The organism is Enterococcus sp. M190262, assembly GCF_005843965.1.
Taxonomy (GTDB): domain Bacteria; phylum Bacillota; class Bacilli; order Lactobacillales; family Enterococcaceae; genus Enterococcus_D; species Enterococcus_D gallinarum.
The window spans coordinates 1952001-1967409 of the sequence record NZ_CP040461.1 but is presented as its reverse complement, the minus strand read 5'-3'; the positions used below and the strand labels follow the sequence as shown (position 1 = coordinate 1967409).

16 protein-coding genes are annotated in these 15409 nt (G+C 41.0%); 3 read left to right on the top strand and 13 right to left on the bottom strand.

What is annotated here, in order from left to right:
- Positions 1-172: 172 nt before the first annotated feature.
- The gene (locus FE005_RS09170; RefSeq protein ID WP_138371682.1) at positions 173-1150 is read right to left on the bottom strand and encodes a choloylglycine hydrolase family protein; all 978 of its coding nucleotides are present in this window, start codon (positions 1148-1150) and stop codon (positions 173-175) included.
- Between the two features lie 254 nt (positions 1151-1404).
- Between FE005_RS09170 and FE005_RS09165 the strand changes: the two genes are divergently transcribed.
- Entirely contained in the window at positions 1405-2505 is a 1101-nt protein-coding gene (locus FE005_RS09165) for a mandelate racemase/muconate lactonizing enzyme family protein (protein WP_138371681.1), read from the top strand.
- Between the two features lie 65 nt (positions 2506-2570).
- Here the strand turns inward: FE005_RS09165 and FE005_RS09160 are convergent, their stop codons facing one another.
- Both FE005_RS09160 and FE005_RS09155 read right to left on the bottom strand, forming a co-directional pair.
- Positions 2571-3989: a glycoside hydrolase family 1 protein gene (locus FE005_RS09160; RefSeq protein ID WP_138371680.1), complete on the bottom strand. Its 1419-nt coding sequence runs from the start codon at positions 3987-3989 to the stop codon at positions 2571-2573.
- A gap of 13 nt (positions 3990-4002) precedes the next feature.
- Positions 4003-5307, bottom strand: coding sequence for a PTS sugar transporter subunit IIC (locus tag FE005_RS09155; protein ID WP_003127739.1), 1305 nt, complete (start codon positions 5305-5307; stop codon positions 4003-4005).
- Between the two features lie 187 nt (positions 5308-5494).
- On the opposite strand from FE005_RS09155, the gene FE005_RS09150 reads away from it, so the two are divergent.
- The gene (locus FE005_RS09150) at positions 5495-6196 is read left to right on the top strand and encodes a GntR family transcriptional regulator (protein WP_005471968.1); all 702 of its coding nucleotides are present in this window, start codon (positions 5495-5497) and stop codon (positions 6194-6196) included.
- 138 nt (positions 6197-6334) lie between these two features.
- Here the strand turns inward: FE005_RS09150 and FE005_RS09145 are convergent, their stop codons facing one another.
- Together FE005_RS09145 and FE005_RS09140 are read right to left on the bottom strand one after the other, a co-directional pair.
- Positions 6335-7219: a C40 family peptidase gene (locus FE005_RS09145; protein ID WP_138371679.1), complete on the bottom strand. Its 885-nt coding sequence runs from the start codon at positions 7217-7219 to the stop codon at positions 6335-6337.
- 93 nt (positions 7220-7312) lie between these two features.
- The gene (locus FE005_RS09140) at positions 7313-8968 is read right to left on the bottom strand and encodes a peptide ABC transporter substrate-binding protein (protein ID WP_138371678.1); all 1656 of its coding nucleotides are present in this window, start codon (positions 8966-8968) and stop codon (positions 7313-7315) included.
- Positions 8969-9278: 310 nt separating this feature from the next.
- Here FE005_RS09140 and FE005_RS09135 point away from each other — a divergent pair, with 310 nt between their 5' ends.
- Positions 9279-9623: an antibiotic biosynthesis monooxygenase gene (locus tag FE005_RS09135; protein ID WP_081131300.1), complete on the top strand. Its 345-nt coding sequence runs from the start codon at positions 9279-9281 to the stop codon at positions 9621-9623.
- 114 nt (positions 9624-9737) lie between these two features.
- Here the strand turns inward: FE005_RS09135 and FE005_RS09130 are convergent, their stop codons facing one another.
- The 8 genes from FE005_RS09130 to FE005_RS09095 form a co-directional block, all read right to left on the bottom strand.
- The gene (locus FE005_RS09130) at positions 9738-10502 is read right to left on the bottom strand and encodes a hypothetical protein (RefSeq protein ID WP_138371677.1); all 765 of its coding nucleotides are present in this window, start codon (positions 10500-10502) and stop codon (positions 9738-9740) included.
- Positions 10503-10798: 296 nt separating this feature from the next.
- Positions 10799-11026 carry a hypothetical protein gene (locus FE005_RS09125; protein WP_021149510.1) on the bottom strand — a complete coding sequence of 76 codons (228 nt, stop codon included), beginning with the start codon at positions 11024-11026 and terminating at the stop codon, positions 10799-10801.
- 245 nt (positions 11027-11271) lie between these two features.
- Positions 11272-11730, bottom strand: coding sequence for a GAF domain-containing protein (locus tag FE005_RS09120; RefSeq protein ID WP_175413542.1), 459 nt, complete (start codon positions 11728-11730; stop codon positions 11272-11274).
- A 184-nt stretch (positions 11731-11914) separates the two neighbouring features.
- On the bottom strand, positions 11915-12553 hold the full coding sequence (locus FE005_RS09115; RefSeq protein WP_003127726.1) for an NAD(P)H-binding protein: 639 nt from the start codon (positions 12551-12553) through the stop codon (positions 11915-11917).
- Between the two features lie 130 nt (positions 12554-12683).
- Positions 12684-13109, bottom strand: coding sequence for an Rrf2 family transcriptional regulator (locus FE005_RS09110; protein WP_138371676.1), 426 nt, complete (start codon positions 13107-13109; stop codon positions 12684-12686).
- A gap of 182 nt (positions 13110-13291) precedes the next feature.
- Positions 13292-13696, bottom strand: a complete 405-nt coding sequence (locus FE005_RS09105) for a PTS sugar transporter subunit IIA (RefSeq protein ID WP_003127723.1) — start codon at positions 13694-13696, stop codon at positions 13292-13294.
- Between the two features lie 22 nt (positions 13697-13718).
- Positions 13719-14525, bottom strand: coding sequence for a PTS system mannose/fructose/sorbose family transporter subunit IID (locus FE005_RS09100; protein ID WP_138371675.1), 807 nt, complete (start codon positions 14523-14525; stop codon positions 13719-13721).
- Positions 14515-15402 (bottom strand): PTS sugar transporter subunit IIC, encoded by an 888-nt coding sequence (locus tag FE005_RS09095; RefSeq protein ID WP_138371674.1) that lies wholly within the window; start codon positions 15400-15402, stop codon positions 14515-14517. Before FE005_RS09095 ends, FE005_RS09100 begins: the two co-directional genes overlap by 11 nt.
- Positions 15403-15409 lie beyond the last annotated feature (7 nt).

Genomic DNA, 15409 nt, shown 5'->3' with positions numbered 1-15409 from the left:
AATAGATAAACTCCCCAGCTACCTACTACAAAAATTTCGACGGCAAATCACACGAAAAAAAGATCTGCGGTAATGACACACCGCGGATCTTTTAATTGGAGAGATGACTCTTCGTTAAACTAAGTTATTTTCTACTTATCTATCTTTGCATCGACCATTGTGTGGCCGATTATTACACCATCGTTTTTGTTGTGAAACTCTTGGAAACCGCAAAAATCCGGGGCTGTTTCAATTGTAACCACTCTTTCTTCAATTGCAATGAAAAAACTTCTTGGGTTTCATAAGGATTGAAATAGTAAGTACCATTTGTCACATTATAGACCACTCGATACTGAGTATACTCAGATTGACCATTATCTTCGACCATCAGTCCTTTGGGGATCGTGGCATTATTTAAGAGATGGAACATGGCATTGACTGTTTCTTCGGCAGTCTCTCCTACATTCACAAACTGTTTGTTATAAACGGTTCGAACAAATCGTTCAGGGGAAGTCAATCCGCCCGGTAAAATAGATGTTCCATTTCCAAGACCAAAGGGGAGCACCTCTACTCCATTGACTGTTGCGGGAGGAAAATTAGCAGGTCTCGCAGCTAAATAGTTGCCAATATTTTTTACATGCCACTCCAATTCTGGACTGTTAGTCATCACGCCGATTGGATTTTCTTTTATTTCGATAAAACCACGATTGGTTTCAATGACAACACATCTTCCGGTAGTATCCGTTACAATAAAATGCAATGGGACTGTGATACCTAGTAGCGCCGTTTCTATCTGTACTAGATTGATCCTGCTGATTTTTTGGTACAAATCAGGGATGTCTGCTACGTTTCCTAATACCCATTGTAACAATTCATGGGGTGCAAGGTTTATTTTCTCCGCTGTGTATTCGCAATAAACAGCTTCATTCGAAAAGTAGAGTTCAGCAATCGTTAGTCCCTTCTCATTGACCCCATCAATAAAAAGAAATTCTTCTAACTGTTTGCCCGTTCCAACAAAGCCATAGGTATTGGTGACCTGTCCCCCTAGTTGTAAAGACCATTGATACCCCCGTGGCATGACGATTGGTTCGCCGTCTAGCAAAAATGCAAAGTCCATCGTCCGAGCAAAAAAAGTCTGTCCATGAGCAGTCAGCGTGAAACTTGTACACATATGTGTGATCTCCTTTTTGTTCATCATAGCTTGGGTTGCGCAGAAGTTCAACTATTTCAGCGTGTTCCCACCAAGAAATTTGACTCCTTTTCAGATCGGAATCACTTGGTTAAAGGTCGCTGGAAAAACAGGATTATTACAATAATAGAAAGAGATTGACAACTCAAACTACAAATGAAACCGCTTGAATTCTTACCACGTGGATGTTAAGATAATAATGCACACGTTAACATTATTGGAAAAGGAGGAATTTTATGTCCACGATCACAGAAATCCAAACTTCCTACTATCGGATTCCCTTACCAGAATTAATGGAAGATGCCAAACACGGATTACACACTCACTTTGAGGTGCCAATCGTCAAAGTGCGCACGGATGATGGTAGAGAAGGTATCGGTTATACGTATACGGGTGGTTTCGGAGGAGAGTCGATCGCTAAATTGATCGACAAAGAACTGAAACATATCCTGCTAGGAAAAGATCCTGCTTGTTTGGAAGCTCTTTGGGAACAGATGAATTGGGGCATCCATTACATTGCCCGAGGTGGTCTAGCAAGCTTTGCCATTGCCGCCTGTGATATTGCCCTTTGGGATCTGCGCGCAAAAAAAGCACGAGAACCATTATATAAACTTTTGGGAGGACACAGCAATAAAGTAAACTGCTATGGCGGTGCCATTGACTTGAATTTTCCGTTAGAAAAATTATTAGCCAACAATCAAAAATATTTGGATATGGGATTACGGGCTGTCAAAATCAAGTTAGGGCAAGCAACACTGGCGGAAGATATCGCCCGCATCAAAGCCGTTCGTAAATTGATCGGTCCCGATATTACCTTTATGGTGGATGCCAATATGAGCTGGTCCGTTGAACAAGCCGTCAAAGCCGCTAAATTGATGGCGCCTTTTGATATTCTCTTTTTGGAAGAGCCAACGATTCCCGAAGACTACGAAGGATATGCTCGAATCGCTAAAGAAGGACAAATAGCAGTTGCTGGCGGAGAAAATTTACGAACACCAATTGAATTTGCTCATATGCTATCTTATGGTCAAATCGATTTTCCTCAACCGGATGCCTCGAATTGTGGAGGGATCACTGGCTGGCTGAAAATTGCGGCATTGACACAGTTGCATAATGTCAGTATCTCGACTCACGGCATGCAAGAGCTTCATGTCAGTCTGCTGGCTGCCATGCCTAATGCCGGATACCTAGAGATGCATAGTTTCCCGATCGATCAATACACCACTCGCCCTCTGATGATTGATCCAGAGGATGGAATGGCTATCGCGCCAGAAGAACCGGGAATTGGTGTGACCTTTGACTGGGACAAATTAGCCCCTCATCAATTGGATTTTTAAGCAATATACACAAAGAGCTGTGACAAAAGATTTGTCACAGCTTCTCTAATCTTAATGTACTTAGTTTAAAGAATAAGCGGCAATTCCTCATAGGACAAGCGACGTTCATCAATTAATTCTCGATACCAATAGGCTGATTTTTTCAAAGAACGGGTACGGGCAGCATTTCTTTCGATCCGCACCAGCCCATAACGGTTTTTAAAGGCATTCATCGGTGAGATACAGTCGGTAAAAGCCCAGAGCATATAACCCTCGCAATTCGCCCCTTCTTCCACTGCTTTTAAAAGCCAATAAAGATGTTGGGAAATGAATTGGATCCGATAGTCATCTACTACCTGACCATTCTCATCCATGAACGTCTCTTCATTCTCCCGACCCATGCCATTTTCTGTGATCAGCCAAGGAATGTTGCCGTAATTTTCTTTGAGGTAGTTTGCCATGTCATACATGACTTTCGGATAGATTTCCCACCCTCTAGAACGATTCATTTGTTTGCCGGGAAGATCAAAGTTCTCATAGAATCGCTCCGGATGAAACGGTGTTTCAGCATTCCACTGATAATAAGGTGCCCGCACACGCTTTGGATAGTATTGATTGATTCCTAAAAAATCAACCGTATGTTGTTGGATCACTTCTAAGTCTTCTTTTGCAGGATCAAAATAAATATCATGCTCTTTACATAATGCAATCAGTTCTTCGGGATAAATGCCTTTAATCATCGGATCAAAAAAGACTCGGTTGAAGAAAAGATCGTACATTTTTTTCGCTTGCTGATCTTCTTTCGAAGAAGAACGAGCATACACCATTTCAGGATTCAATACGCAGCCGATTCTGCCTTGATAGCCTTTTTCATGATATGTTTTTATCGCTAATGCAGAAGCTAATGTTTTATGATAATTCCATTGCATCCATTTCTTCGTATTTTGTTCATGGGGCCAGCGAATCGCATCAAGATAGCAACGGGTCTGGATCACGATAGGTTCATTGAAAGTGAACCAGTGCTTGACCCGATCACCATAACGTTCAAAGGCGATTGCTGCATACTTGCTATACAATTCGACAACATACCGAGAACTCCAGCCATCATACGTGTCTAATAAGTAAGCAGGCAATTCATAGTGTTCCAGACACAACATGGGTTCTACTCCTGCAGCAATCAATGCATTGATCACCGCATCGATATGGGCTGCATATTCTTCATCGACGATCAACTTCTCATAGTCGGTAAAAAAGCGTGCCCAATTGATGGATGTGCGATAATGTGTCAAATGTATCTCTTTCATCAGCTCAATGTCTTCACCATACTGTTCCATGAAGTTCGTTGCAACGGCCGGTCCATAGCCTTCATGCCAGACAAAACGCTCTTGTTGATACCATTGATCCAAGAAAGAATCCTGACCCGCTTTTTTTCCTTGCCAGCCTTCTGTCTGCCAAGCAGAAGAAGCGGCCCCTAAGATAAATGTTTCTGGTATTTCAATTAACATAAGCCTCTCCTTTTTATGCCACTTCGTTCGTTGAACGATTCATTACGATAACGAATGGCAAATAAATAATGATCGATAATAAAATACAGATGATTTGTGTGACCACTGCACCGATGTCTCCTGCTGTAGCTAAGTAGGCATTGACGATTGGCGGCATTGGCCACGGTACCATCACAACCGCTTTTGCTGCAAAACCGATGGATGTAGCAATATAACCCACCGTGCCGGTAATAATCGGGGTCAGAATAAATGGAATCGCCAAGATCGGGTTCAGCATGATCGGCATACCGAAAATAACAGGTTCATTGATATTGAAAATGCCTGGTGCTAAGGACAGCTTCGTGATTTGACGCATATCTTCACGCTTGCCTGCAATCAAGATAGCAATCAGCAAGCCAATGGTGACACCTGATCCTCCCATACTCATATACATATCCCAGAATGGCATCGTAATGATGTTAGGCACTTCTTTTCCTGCCTCAAAGGCTTCTGTATTCACGGCGATAGCCGCTAGCAGTAATGGTTCACGAATTGGTTTGACCATCTGATTGCCGTGGATACCAATGACCCAGAAAACTTGTGCAATAAACATCAACAACAAGATACCAGGCAGACCTTGTACTATCCCTTCTAATGGTTTTTGCACAATATTATAAATGATATCGTAAGCATACATTCCTGTGATGGCTTTGATAGCAAAGCCAACTGTCGCGATGATCGTTACTGTTAATATTGTAGGGAAAAGCGCCGAGAAACTTGCTGAGACATTGGCAGGAACACTTTCCGGCATCTTGATTTGCAATCTTTTTTGGCGGCAAAGCCAGGCATAAAGTTCAATTGATAGGATTGCCACGAACATGCCCAAGAATAAACCTTTCGTATCTGTATATTGTTTCGCTAAAACATTCTCGGCAATAACAGTAGCATCTTCATGTAAGAATTCAAAAACCATCGGATTGACCGATAAGTAAGACATCACTGCAATGATCCCAGGGAAAACACCATCGATTTTGTTCAGTTTTGCCAGTTCGATCCCAATTAAAAAAACAGCATAAATCGTTAGAAAACTAAGTGTTACATAACTGACTGCCGAAGAGATCGGCTTTAGATTTTCTAAAAAGCTGAGCGCATCAATTTTTGCTAAGCCGTTCTCCGAATCAAAAACCATTGCTGAAAATAAGGTCCCAAAGGCACCTGTGATAATGACTGGTATCAAAGCGGCAAAAGCGTTCTTAATTACCATGATGTACCGCCAACTATTGATTCTCGTAGCAACTTTACCTAAGCCATTTGCCAATCGATCCATAAACCCTTCCATTTTTACTCCTCCTAACTCCTCTTTGATTAACCAAAATAAACAAACCAAATGCAACCGATTACAATCTCAATTTACTGGATTTTTTTCATTCTGTAAATCGTCGAAAGAAGCAAAAAGCTGAGTATGTAAACGTCGAGGTTTACATACTCAGCAAAATCGATTATGCTTCAAAAAAGGAGGAAATGATTTGGCTTACTATCATGATATTGCAGCAGATATTCGTACACAAATCAGTCATGGAAAGTATGAGAAGAATCAGAAGCTGCCTAAACAAACTGAATTAGCCATTACGTATAAAACTAGCCGAGTAACCATTCAAAAGGCGTTGAATTTGTTGCAAGTAGAGGGAATCATCTATGCCAAAAAAGGCACTGGCACTTTTGTCAGTGAAGCCTATTCTACCTTCGATTATAACGCCCGAGTGAACCGCGGATTAACCAAGCGCTTAGGAAAGACTGGCAAACTCACAAGCAGAATCATTTCCTTTGATACGCTTTTGGCTGATGAGCAAGAACAATCAAAATTGAGACTTGGTAAAGAAGATCGAATTTATGATATTGTTCGTTTGCGATTATTGGATGACGTCCCGGTCGCACTGGAATATACCATTATGCCAGTCGCAGTGATTCCCGGCATCACCGAAGAGGTTCTCAAAGCTTCCGTTTATGAATATATTTCCAATACACTGCACTTACCGATTGGCACATCGATTCGAAGGATCAAAGCCGACCGTCCAGATATCTATGACCAGCAGCATTTGATTTGTTCCCCCAATGACCCCATTTTAGAAGTCGAGCAAACGGTTTACTTAGAAAATGGGATACCTTTTGAATTTTCACAATCCCGGCATCGATACGATATGGGTGACTTTATTGTCGCTAATAACTGATCTCTTTTTTTGATCGGTCAAAAAGCCCGCCATTTCTTGCTGCATTCTGCAAAAATGGTGGGCTTTCCTCGGTTACTGCTATTTTTTTGTTTCTATCACTTGCGATTTCTACCTGATTCTTTCTTATTGCGGCTGTTTCTAGTCGATATACCGAGTGACAACTGCCAATTCCGGCTCATAAGCAGAACCAGTGATCTTTGTTTTCATGACTTTGGAGCCTGGGGTCTGTGAGTGGATCATCTCGTCTGCACCTAAATAAAGACCGACGTGATGGACTTTTCCTTTTCCCTCTTCATATGCGAACAACAATAGATCACCTGGCTGCGCCTGTTCATAGGATCGCTGCACACCCGCTTGCGCTTGTTCAATGGTATCCCGAGGAATCAAAATACCATTGACCCGATGCAAACTATACATAAACCCTGAGCAGTCAAAGCCACTGCTGCTGATCCCTGCCCATACATAAGGCAAATCCAGAAATTGTTCTGCCATCTCGATCAATTGTCGGGGAGTTGTTGAGTTTCCTTGATCGATTCGTTGGGCTTGTGTTTTAGAAATTTCAGCTGGTCCTTCAGGTGTCATCACATGATACCACTCAGCGTCCTCAAAAAGCCAATCCAGCAGTGTTCCGAAAGAAAGGATTTTTTGATGATCTTTGAATTGCAGGACAGCAGTTGGTTTGATTACTGCTACCTTCTGATTTTTCCCCAATCCATATTTCTCGTCTATGACAGTCAATACGTTGCTAGGAACATACCCTGGGTAGCCTCGGGGATTTTTATTACTTGCTTGGTCTAAGACAATGATTTCTGCCCATTCTTCTTTTTCTTGAACGACTTCGACAACGGTCCCATAAAGAATCTCTGAATCAACCAAGTCCTCTTCATAGAGAGTCATTGCATCTGCTGCTGATAAAAACGAATGGACTGCTTCTAAAGGTTGCGCATTGATTTTTGTTAAAACTGCATTTTGCTGCGGCTGTTTCCATAAAAAAGTCATAGCTGCTTGGACTGCTTTTTTCACTAGGTTCTCCTTTGCTGATTTATTGATCATTTTTGCTTGTGCAATCTGGGGAAAGATGAAAGATCCATCTCTTCTAACTTACTGCTTGTTTCTTTACTCTAGGGAAACATTCTTGTAGTCATAGGCTGCACCGACACTATGGACCACTAAGCCTTTGATTTTTGGGGAACGTAAATGAGCCTCTGCGCTTTGAAATAATGGAATCACGCCCAATTTTTCATTCAAAATCTGCTCAGCTTCCACCATATTTTGCCAACGTGCTTGAGGATCGTTGGCATATGCATCGGATGCTTCTGAAATCAAGTTATCATAGGTATCATCCAGCCATTTTCCGCGATTGTATGAACTATCTTTTTTGAAAAGTTCCAAGAAATTGATCGGATCTGCATAATCACCGATCCAATTGTTCATGACCATTTCGAAATCTCCGCTGTTGGAACGATCTAATCGCACAGAAAAAGGAACATTGGTCACTTCTACAGTCAATCCTTCAAGGGTCTGTTGAAGCGTTCCTTGAATGTATTCGGCTAATTTCTTTGATTGATCGGTATCTGAGGTGAGTAATTCAAAGGTGAGGGTATCTTTTCCTAGTTCGGATTTTGCTTGCTCCCACAATTTCTTGGCTTGTTCTTCATCATAAGGCAGCGAAGTCCCTGCATCTTTAACAAAATCTGTTTTCGTTTCAGGATTAAAGGCTAGATCAGAAGGAACAAATCCAACAGCTGGAAGTGACCCATTACCTAAAATCTGATCAACGATTTGCTGACGATTAAGGCTATAGGAAATCCCTTGCCGCAACTTTTCATTCCGAAACGGTGAGTCCTCCGCTGCTTGATTCATTTCTAAATACTGGGTCGTCGCGCTCGGTTGAACAACATAATCCTTGTGATTTACATTTTGCATCGCCAATTCCCCACTCAATGTGATGTCATCTGCTTGCCCACTTTCATACAAATTATAGCTAGTTGAAGATTCTTTGACGACATCAAACTGAACTCCGGATAACTTCACTGACTCTGCATCCCAATACTCAGGATTTTTCTTGAGTGTCCATTGAATATCTGTACCTGGACCGTCATAATCCTCCAATGTGAAAGGACCATTGTAGACTGCATTCGCACTTGTTAAGGCATATTGATCCCCATGTTCTTGAACAACCGCTTCACTCTGCGGGAAAAAAGTAGGAAAAGCGAGTAAAGATTTAAAATAAGGCGTTGCTTTTTCCAATGTAATCTTCAATTCATGACTCGTGACGGCTTCGATCCCTAGTTCACTTTTATCCTTCGTTCCATCGGAAATAGCTGCAGCATTTTTGACTGGTGCTAGCATGTAGGCATAGTTGGAGGCGGTAGCAGGATCAACCGTTCGTTGCCAGCTAAAGACATAATCCTCTGCTGTGACAGGTTCCCCATTGGACCATTTGGCATCTTCTCGTAATTTGATCGTGTACACCACCCCATCTTCACTGACCATTGCGTCTTCACTCGCACCGGCAATCACGGGTTCATTGTTTTCATCGAGCCGATAAAGTCCTTCATAGGCATTGTTCAAGGTAATAAAACTGTAAGAATCGGTTGCTAACGACAAATCGGCGCTCCCCATTTCAGCAGAAAACTGAACATTCAGCATTGGCTGATTGGCATTTGCTGACTTGGTTGAATCTGTGGTTTTCGATGACGGCTGTTGACAGGCTGCTAGAAAAAAACTACAAACGATGAGTGATCCGATAACTCTTGCTTTGGTTGTCATTCTTGACGCCTCCTATTTTTCAGATAATTCTAAAAATTCCGTTTTGTTAAGTGAAGTTTACCGTGATTCGAATCTTTCTGTCAAATTCCCTTACTTGAAAGAATCTTCTAAGATACCTAGAGAAAGGTCCTATGGAGAGATCTTTCCTAGCTGTTCTTAGGTAGGAAAGAAACATCTTTTTTCACTAAGCAAGTATTTTCTAAGAAAAATACCGACCTAATTGACAATCATTCTCAATTACAGCTATACTAATTGGAAAATGATGATGCAAAGTCAAATCGTGCATTTACCACAAAAAGGAGTGTTGGTCATGTATATCAAAACTGTGACATTTGAAGTTTTAGCAGAAGCAAAAGAAACATTTTCAGAAAAGATCCGCAAAGATATCGCCTCGATGAAAACGTTTGAAGGCTGTCTCCAATCTGAATGTTGGATCAACGAAAAAAAAGCATCAGTCGATTTTCAACTCGTCTCAAAATGGCAAGAAAAGAAACATTTCCAAGCCTGGCTAAAGCGGCCCGAACACTTGCAAAAACACCGTGAAGCTTATCGTGCAGAAAAAGAAGGAAACGGAAAACCTTCCGTAGTAATAAACAAGAGTGGACAAGATTATTCCTTATTTGACGACTCACTTGTATCTTTCAGCAAGAACTGAGTTGAAACTTATTTCAAGAAAGTTCAGCTAAAAAAGAAGGGCAGCGCCTGCCGATGAGAATCCATTTCATCTGACAAGCGTTGTCCTTCGACTGCGTATCGCGTATTTGTCGTGTCAGCCCACCACGGTTAGTTCGTGGAGTGTCTGCCCGGATGGGTCTTTTAACTGCAACCAACCATTGGTCCCTCCGTAGTAAAGAAACAGACCAACCTCATTGACACTTTTTAAAATAACTTCTTCTATCGTGCAATGAGCCTTAATCGCTGCTTGATGATCTTGGCGGATTTTTTCTCCTAAGCGAGCAGAAAATCCCAAGGAACCGTCTTTATTATATGGAATTTCTTCGGCTAATTTTGCCCCTTTTTCGATTCGCATTTCATTGCGCTTTTGCCAATAAACAGTTGCCTGACTTCCTTGATAGTCAATATAGAAAGGTCGATCCTGCAATTCTTTTTTCCATTGATGCCTTGCTTTTGTTTTTTTCACTGGATCAAGGGAAGTGGTATTTTGGTAATAGCCAAGTTTATCTAACAATAAGTCAAAATTTTTTGCGCAAGTTGCAATGAGCTCACTTTGCTCACCTGGGATCGCTTCACTTTTTTTCTTCAACAAACCATACTTCTCCTGATAATAATGTGCAAGGTAAGGTGCCTGGATTTCCCAGCTAGGAGTAATACTAATGATTCGATCATGGGGCTGAGTCAAGTCCAGCAATGTATCCGTTGTAATAGCTGTTACCGCATGATTCTTAACAAGAAAAAACACAGTATTATCAAGCTGTGTCACACGATCATGATCTGCAATTTGTAATAAACCTTGTTCATTGGGAAGCTTAAACAGTAACTCCTCTTCTTCTAAGATCACTAATTTGGCTCTCATAACATTCTCCTCCAGGCGTACGATTTTAATTTATTGTACCATCATTAAGTCTTTATTGAAATTTATTGGCCGCCTAACAGTTTATCGCAGCATACAAAAAACGATGATAGCAGAAAATAGGAGCCGTAACTATTAGGCAAGTATTCTGCCCTTGAAAGTTACTGTCCCAGACAGCAAAGGATACTCTTTGCTGAAAAAAATTTGGCTAACATCGTAAATATTATTGATTAAATTGTTATTTTTAATTGTTGAGCTCATTATTTTCCTGTTTTTAAACAATAAGCTTCTGTCTTTTTTTAACTAAAAAAACATTCGACTAAAGCTGGTCCATAGATTTCATTATACCGAGCAACGACTCTTCCACATCGTTCCTCGATTTCGTCATGATCAATGCCATCATATCTTACGACACTCATCACCACACAATTTTCCATTTTGCGGATTACCTCACCGATGATCCTCCTTTGCATACCTACCGGTTTACATTCATACGCTTTTCCTAAAACAATGTTATCACAATTCATAATTTCCACCTTCAAATTTAATTTTTTTCTAATTATGTTATCACAATATCATCGTTTTTTTAATAATTTAAAGTAATACGCATTGATTCGCACAAAAAACCAGTACAGACAAAAAAACCAAACGAATAGAAGTTGCCTCAGAAACAAGCCGGCAATTCAGCAACTTCAAGAACTAAAGTTGCGCTTTCTATCGTTTGGGTATTTCTTTTGTACCAGCGAACACGATTCGCTGCTCGTTTTATCAATTACGCCCGTGCAGCTACTAGCGAAGCGGCAAATTTTTCTAAGAAAAGTTGATCGATCTCGTCATAACTACTTGTTTTCGAACTATCGATATCTAATACTCCGATCAGTTGGTCATTGTCCAGCATTGGCACAACGATTTCTGACATTGCTGCCGAGTCACAAGATATGTAGTTCTCATGTTCTTTGACATTATCGACGATCATAGTCTTTTTCTCAGCAGCGGACTCCCCGCAGACCCCTTTTCCTAACTGGATGCGGGTACAAGACACGCGGCCTTGGAAAGGACCTAGAATCAATTCGCCTTCTTGAAACAGATAATAGCCGGCAAAGACCGTATCTGGTAACGTTTCATTCAGCAATGCGGAAGAATTAGCCAGATTCGCTAACCAGTTACTCTCCGCTTCTAACAATCCTTTTAACTGAAGGAGCATCAGCTCGTATGCTTCTTTTTTCTCCATATCCATCACCTCTGCTATTGATTATAAGCAACTCGCAGAGTTTTGTCTTGGTAGAATTCTTGAATTTCGAAAACTCTTTCTTCTAAAATGTTTTCTTTCCTGTTTTCTTGGAAGAAACATTATGAAAACATTACTGTTCTTTCCGCTACTTTGCTCCTCAAGACCATCCCGATCGTCAAAAAAATCAGGCATCAATAACTGTAAATCTTGTTTGTTGATATTGAGGGACTTCTAACTCATCCAAAATAGCTTTTGCCAATGTTCCGCTAGATGTGACAGATTGTCCGGCATCATTTTGAAGCAAGTGATCTTTTCCTAAAATAGCCGGTTTAGCTTCCCCAGCTTGGAAAAGGTTCCCTGGAGAAATTCCTACCCAATCAACATTTTTAACAGTTAATAAGAAATTGTACTCGTCTAATTGATTTTCTGGAATCGCGATCCAGCTTTCACTATCAGGTGCTTTTTTCAAGTCATTAACATTCAAGTCGCCAGCATCATTCAGTAAACTACCCGCCCCTAAAATGAAGAACAATCTAGTTTTCTTTCCACGGAAAAGATGGATCAAACGGGCTGCTAAGTCGACATGTAGATAGGCTTGATCAGGGCTAGTAGCAAACGCATCAATGATAGCATCAAAACCTTCCAACTCGCCTCTTTTCAATTCAAACGCGTCTTTGGTTATTGTTTTGACAGAATTCCCAAACATTTCCTTTGCTTTTTCTTCATTGCGTACGATAGCTACGACTTCATGTCCTCGTGCGCTTGCTTCCCGATAAATCGCTGAACCAGCATTTCCTGTTGCACCAATAATTCCAATTTTCATTGCTCTCTTCCTTTCATCTTTAAACTTGTACATGTAGAAAAATACATGTAACTTTTAAGGTTACATGTTGATTATAAAAAGAAAGCTCCTTTTCGTCAAGCATTTGCTTTTGAAACGGAGCTGTCTCTCTTCATTTTTCAGCAGCCACATTGAGTTTATCTATGATATCTGCTAGTGTGATCTGTTGCATCTCTAACTCAATTTTTTTTTGCAGACGCTCATAGGTCCCATCTAGAACTTCCTGAATGCTACCGCCAATCAAACAATTAGGATTGGTTTTTTTGTCAATATGCAACAATCGTTGGTCCTTTTCAACACTTGAATAAATGTCTAGCAAAGTGATCTCTTCGGGTTTTTTTAGTAATTTAGGTTCAGCTTTTCCCCGTTGACTCTCAATCAAGCCAGCTGTTCGCAAATCACTCATGATTCGGCGGACATAGGCTGGATTGGTCTCGACACTTTGAGCAATTCGATCACTGGATAGATCGGTTCCCTTCAACATTTCAATATAGGCCAGAATATGAATGGCATCGCTGTATTTCGTTGAGTACTTCATCCCTTTGATGTCCCTTCAAAAATATACTTTTAGTTATCATACCTTTTTTTAGGGAATTGTTCAAAGAGTTGGGGCTTTTCAGCGCTTTTTGTCGTTTGGTTAAGGTAAATAGGTGATAGCTAAGAAGTACAGCTAATGCCGTTTTTTCTTTGCTGATCAACTTCTAATGTCTTTGCCTCTGCTTAATCTTCTTCAAAATCTGCTACTGCAGTGAGAAGCGTGTTGACATGTTGGATATTCTCTTTACCAAATTGTTCATAATCCAATGGATCTCCTGTCAATGTGCGGTTGAGGAAGCCAATCACCATCGGCATATTCATTCCTGCATACAGCTCAAATGTCGCACCTTCCATGATTAACCGAGAAGCCGCATTGCATGGGGTTCCTCCTAGCAGATCAGCAAAGACCACAGGGTTTTGACTGTCAGCGATGACAGCTGCTAGTTTTTGGCGAAAATCATCGGCACCTTCTTCTGGTAATAATGGGACTGTCTGGATCTCTGACTGAGGCCCCATGATCATTTCTGTACTTTTTTTCAATTCTTCACAAAACCGGCCATGACTAATCAAGACTAATTGCTTTTCCATCAACTTCCTACCTACTTTCCATCTACTTCGAAATAACTCCTAACGCCGACAGTGCCACACTGACGATCAATACGACGAAAATTGCTTTGGTTGATGTCATGTTTTTCTTTCCTAACATCCAATAGACAATCCCGACAATAGCTGCTGGTAAGATCCGCGGCAAAATCATATCAATATTGTTTTGCATATTCAATGTGACCTCACCAATACTTGGTGCCCAAGCAAATTTTACATTGACCATTGTTGCCACTAATGCTCCTACCATAAAAACACCCAGTAATGTCGCTGCATCTGTTAATGCTGTTAAGCGGCTTTGCATGGTTGTCACAAGGGAAATACCTTCTTTATAAGCAAATTCCAGTTGTTTCCAACGAAAGATCATGACTACGATTTGTGCAGCGATCCAGATAAAGATGCCGATCGGATTTCCATTGATGGCCATATTCGCAGCCAATGCACCAAAAATCGTTGGCACTAGGGCTGCGAAAATCGAATCACCGATCGCTGCGAAAGGTCCCATCAACCCGGCTTTCAACCCTGAAATGGTATCTTTTGCCTGAAATCCCTCTTTTTCTTCGATCGCTAGATCAATCCCCGTGATAATGGTATTGAAGAAATTTGATGTATTAAAAAACTGTGTATGCGTTTTCATCATTTCTTTTAATTCAGGGGTGTTGTCCCCATAGATTTTACGTAGTTGCGGCAAAATGGTGTACAAGTAACCTGAGCCTTGCATCCGTTCATAGTTCCATCCTAGTTGGAAACCAAATAGGCTGCGCCGATTGATTTGTTGGAAGTCTTTTTTCGTTAATTTAACATTAGATTTCATCGTCTTCAATCTCTCCTTCCGAATGCTGCTCGTTTTGTGCGGTATTAGTTGCTGGACGTGCTTGTCCATTTTTGTAGCTGATAGCGGCAAGTGCGAAACCAATTAGTGCGATTGCCAACATTGGTAATGCGTTGAAGGTACCGCTGAAATCTTTTACAACACTTGCTACACTGCTGCCCAATAGTTGGATATTGCTAAATACCGTTGTTAATAATGCTGTCAAAACAAAGCCTAAAATAAGATAAGGAAAATGTTTTTTTACTGGTAAATAACGAAGTAAAATTGCAAAACCTACAGCTGGTAAGACTGCTCCGGCAACGGATAATCCATCGCCTAACCACTTTAAATCACCATTCAAATAACCAACAACGTTTTCGACTAATCCGCCACCGAAAGCCAACGCGAGAAATACAGGAACAAGTCGTGATAGCGCCCACGGTGCTGCGCCCAACAAAAAGTTTCGTTCGATGGCTTTGAAATTCATATTTTCCACGTGGGTATCGATTCTATGAGCAAAATACGTATTCGCAAAACGAGCTAAAATATCTAATTGAATCATCAAACTAGCTACCGGTACAGCAATTGCAGCAATTGCCTGTTCTGGATCCATTCCTAATGCAACAGAGAATGCCGTGGCCAAAACCGTTCCCGAATTGGCGTCGATCCGCGAAGCACCGCCAAAAGTCCCTACACCAAGGACTGTCAGTTGCATACTACCACCAATCAATAAACCGGTTGTGATATCTCCCATCACTAACCCTGAAAAAAGACCAGCAAAAACGGGCGCACTCATTGAAGAATAGATCTGTAATTCATCTAGAATCTGATAACCTGCATATAATGATAATAATAAAATTTGCCACCAATGAATTTCCATATTGATT

What these genes read in the sequence shown, in the direction of transcription:
- FE005_RS09170 (WP_138371682.1), bottom strand. Translation starts at nt 1,150, where the DNA reads ATGTGTACAAGTTTCACGCTGACTGCTCATGGACAGACTTTTTTTGCT.
- FE005_RS09165 (WP_138371681.1), top strand. Translation starts at nt 1,405, where the DNA reads ATGTCCACGATCACAGAAATCCAAACTTCCTACTATCGGATTCCCTTA.
- FE005_RS09160 (WP_138371680.1), bottom strand. Translation starts at nt 3,989, where the DNA reads ATGTTAATTGAAATACCAGAAACATTTATCTTAGGGGCCGCTTCTTCT.
- FE005_RS09155 (WP_003127739.1), bottom strand. Translation starts at nt 5,307, where the DNA reads ATGGAAGGGTTTATGGATCGATTGGCAAATGGCTTAGGTAAAGTTGCT.
- FE005_RS09140 (WP_138371678.1), bottom strand. Translation starts at nt 8,968, where the DNA reads ATGACAACCAAAGCAAGAGTTATCGGATCACTCATCGTTTGTAGTTTT.
- FE005_RS09135 (WP_081131300.1), top strand. Translation starts at nt 9,279, where the DNA reads ATGTATATCAAAACTGTGACATTTGAAGTTTTAGCAGAAGCAAAAGAA.
- FE005_RS09130 (WP_138371677.1), bottom strand. Translation starts at nt 10,502, where the DNA reads ATGAGAGCCAAATTAGTGATCTTAGAAGAAGAGGAGTTACTGTTTAAG.
- FE005_RS09125 (WP_021149510.1), bottom strand. Translation starts at nt 11,026, where the DNA reads ATGAATTGTGATAACATTGTTTTAGGAAAAGCGTATGAATGTAAACCG.
- FE005_RS09120 (WP_175413542.1), bottom strand. Translation starts at nt 11,730, where the DNA reads ATGGAGAAAAAAGAAGCATACGAGCTGATGCTCCTTCAGTTAAAAGGA.
- FE005_RS09115 (WP_003127726.1), bottom strand. Translation starts at nt 12,553, where the DNA reads ATGAAAATTGGAATTATTGGTGCAACAGGAAATGCTGGTTCAGCGATT.
- FE005_RS09110 (WP_138371676.1), bottom strand. Translation starts at nt 13,109, where the DNA reads ATGAAGTACTCAACGAAATACAGCGATGCCATTCATATTCTGGCCTAT.
- FE005_RS09105 (WP_003127723.1), bottom strand. Translation starts at nt 13,696, where the DNA reads ATGGAAAAGCAATTAGTCTTGATTAGTCATGGCCGGTTTTGTGAAGAA.
- FE005_RS09100 (WP_138371675.1), bottom strand. Translation starts at nt 14,525, where the DNA reads ATGAAATCTAATGTTAAATTAACGAAAAAAGACTTCCAACAAATCAAT.
- FE005_RS09095 (WP_138371674.1), bottom strand. Translation starts at nt 15,402, where the DNA reads ATGGAAATTCATTGGTGGCAAATTTTATTATTATCATTATATGCAGGT.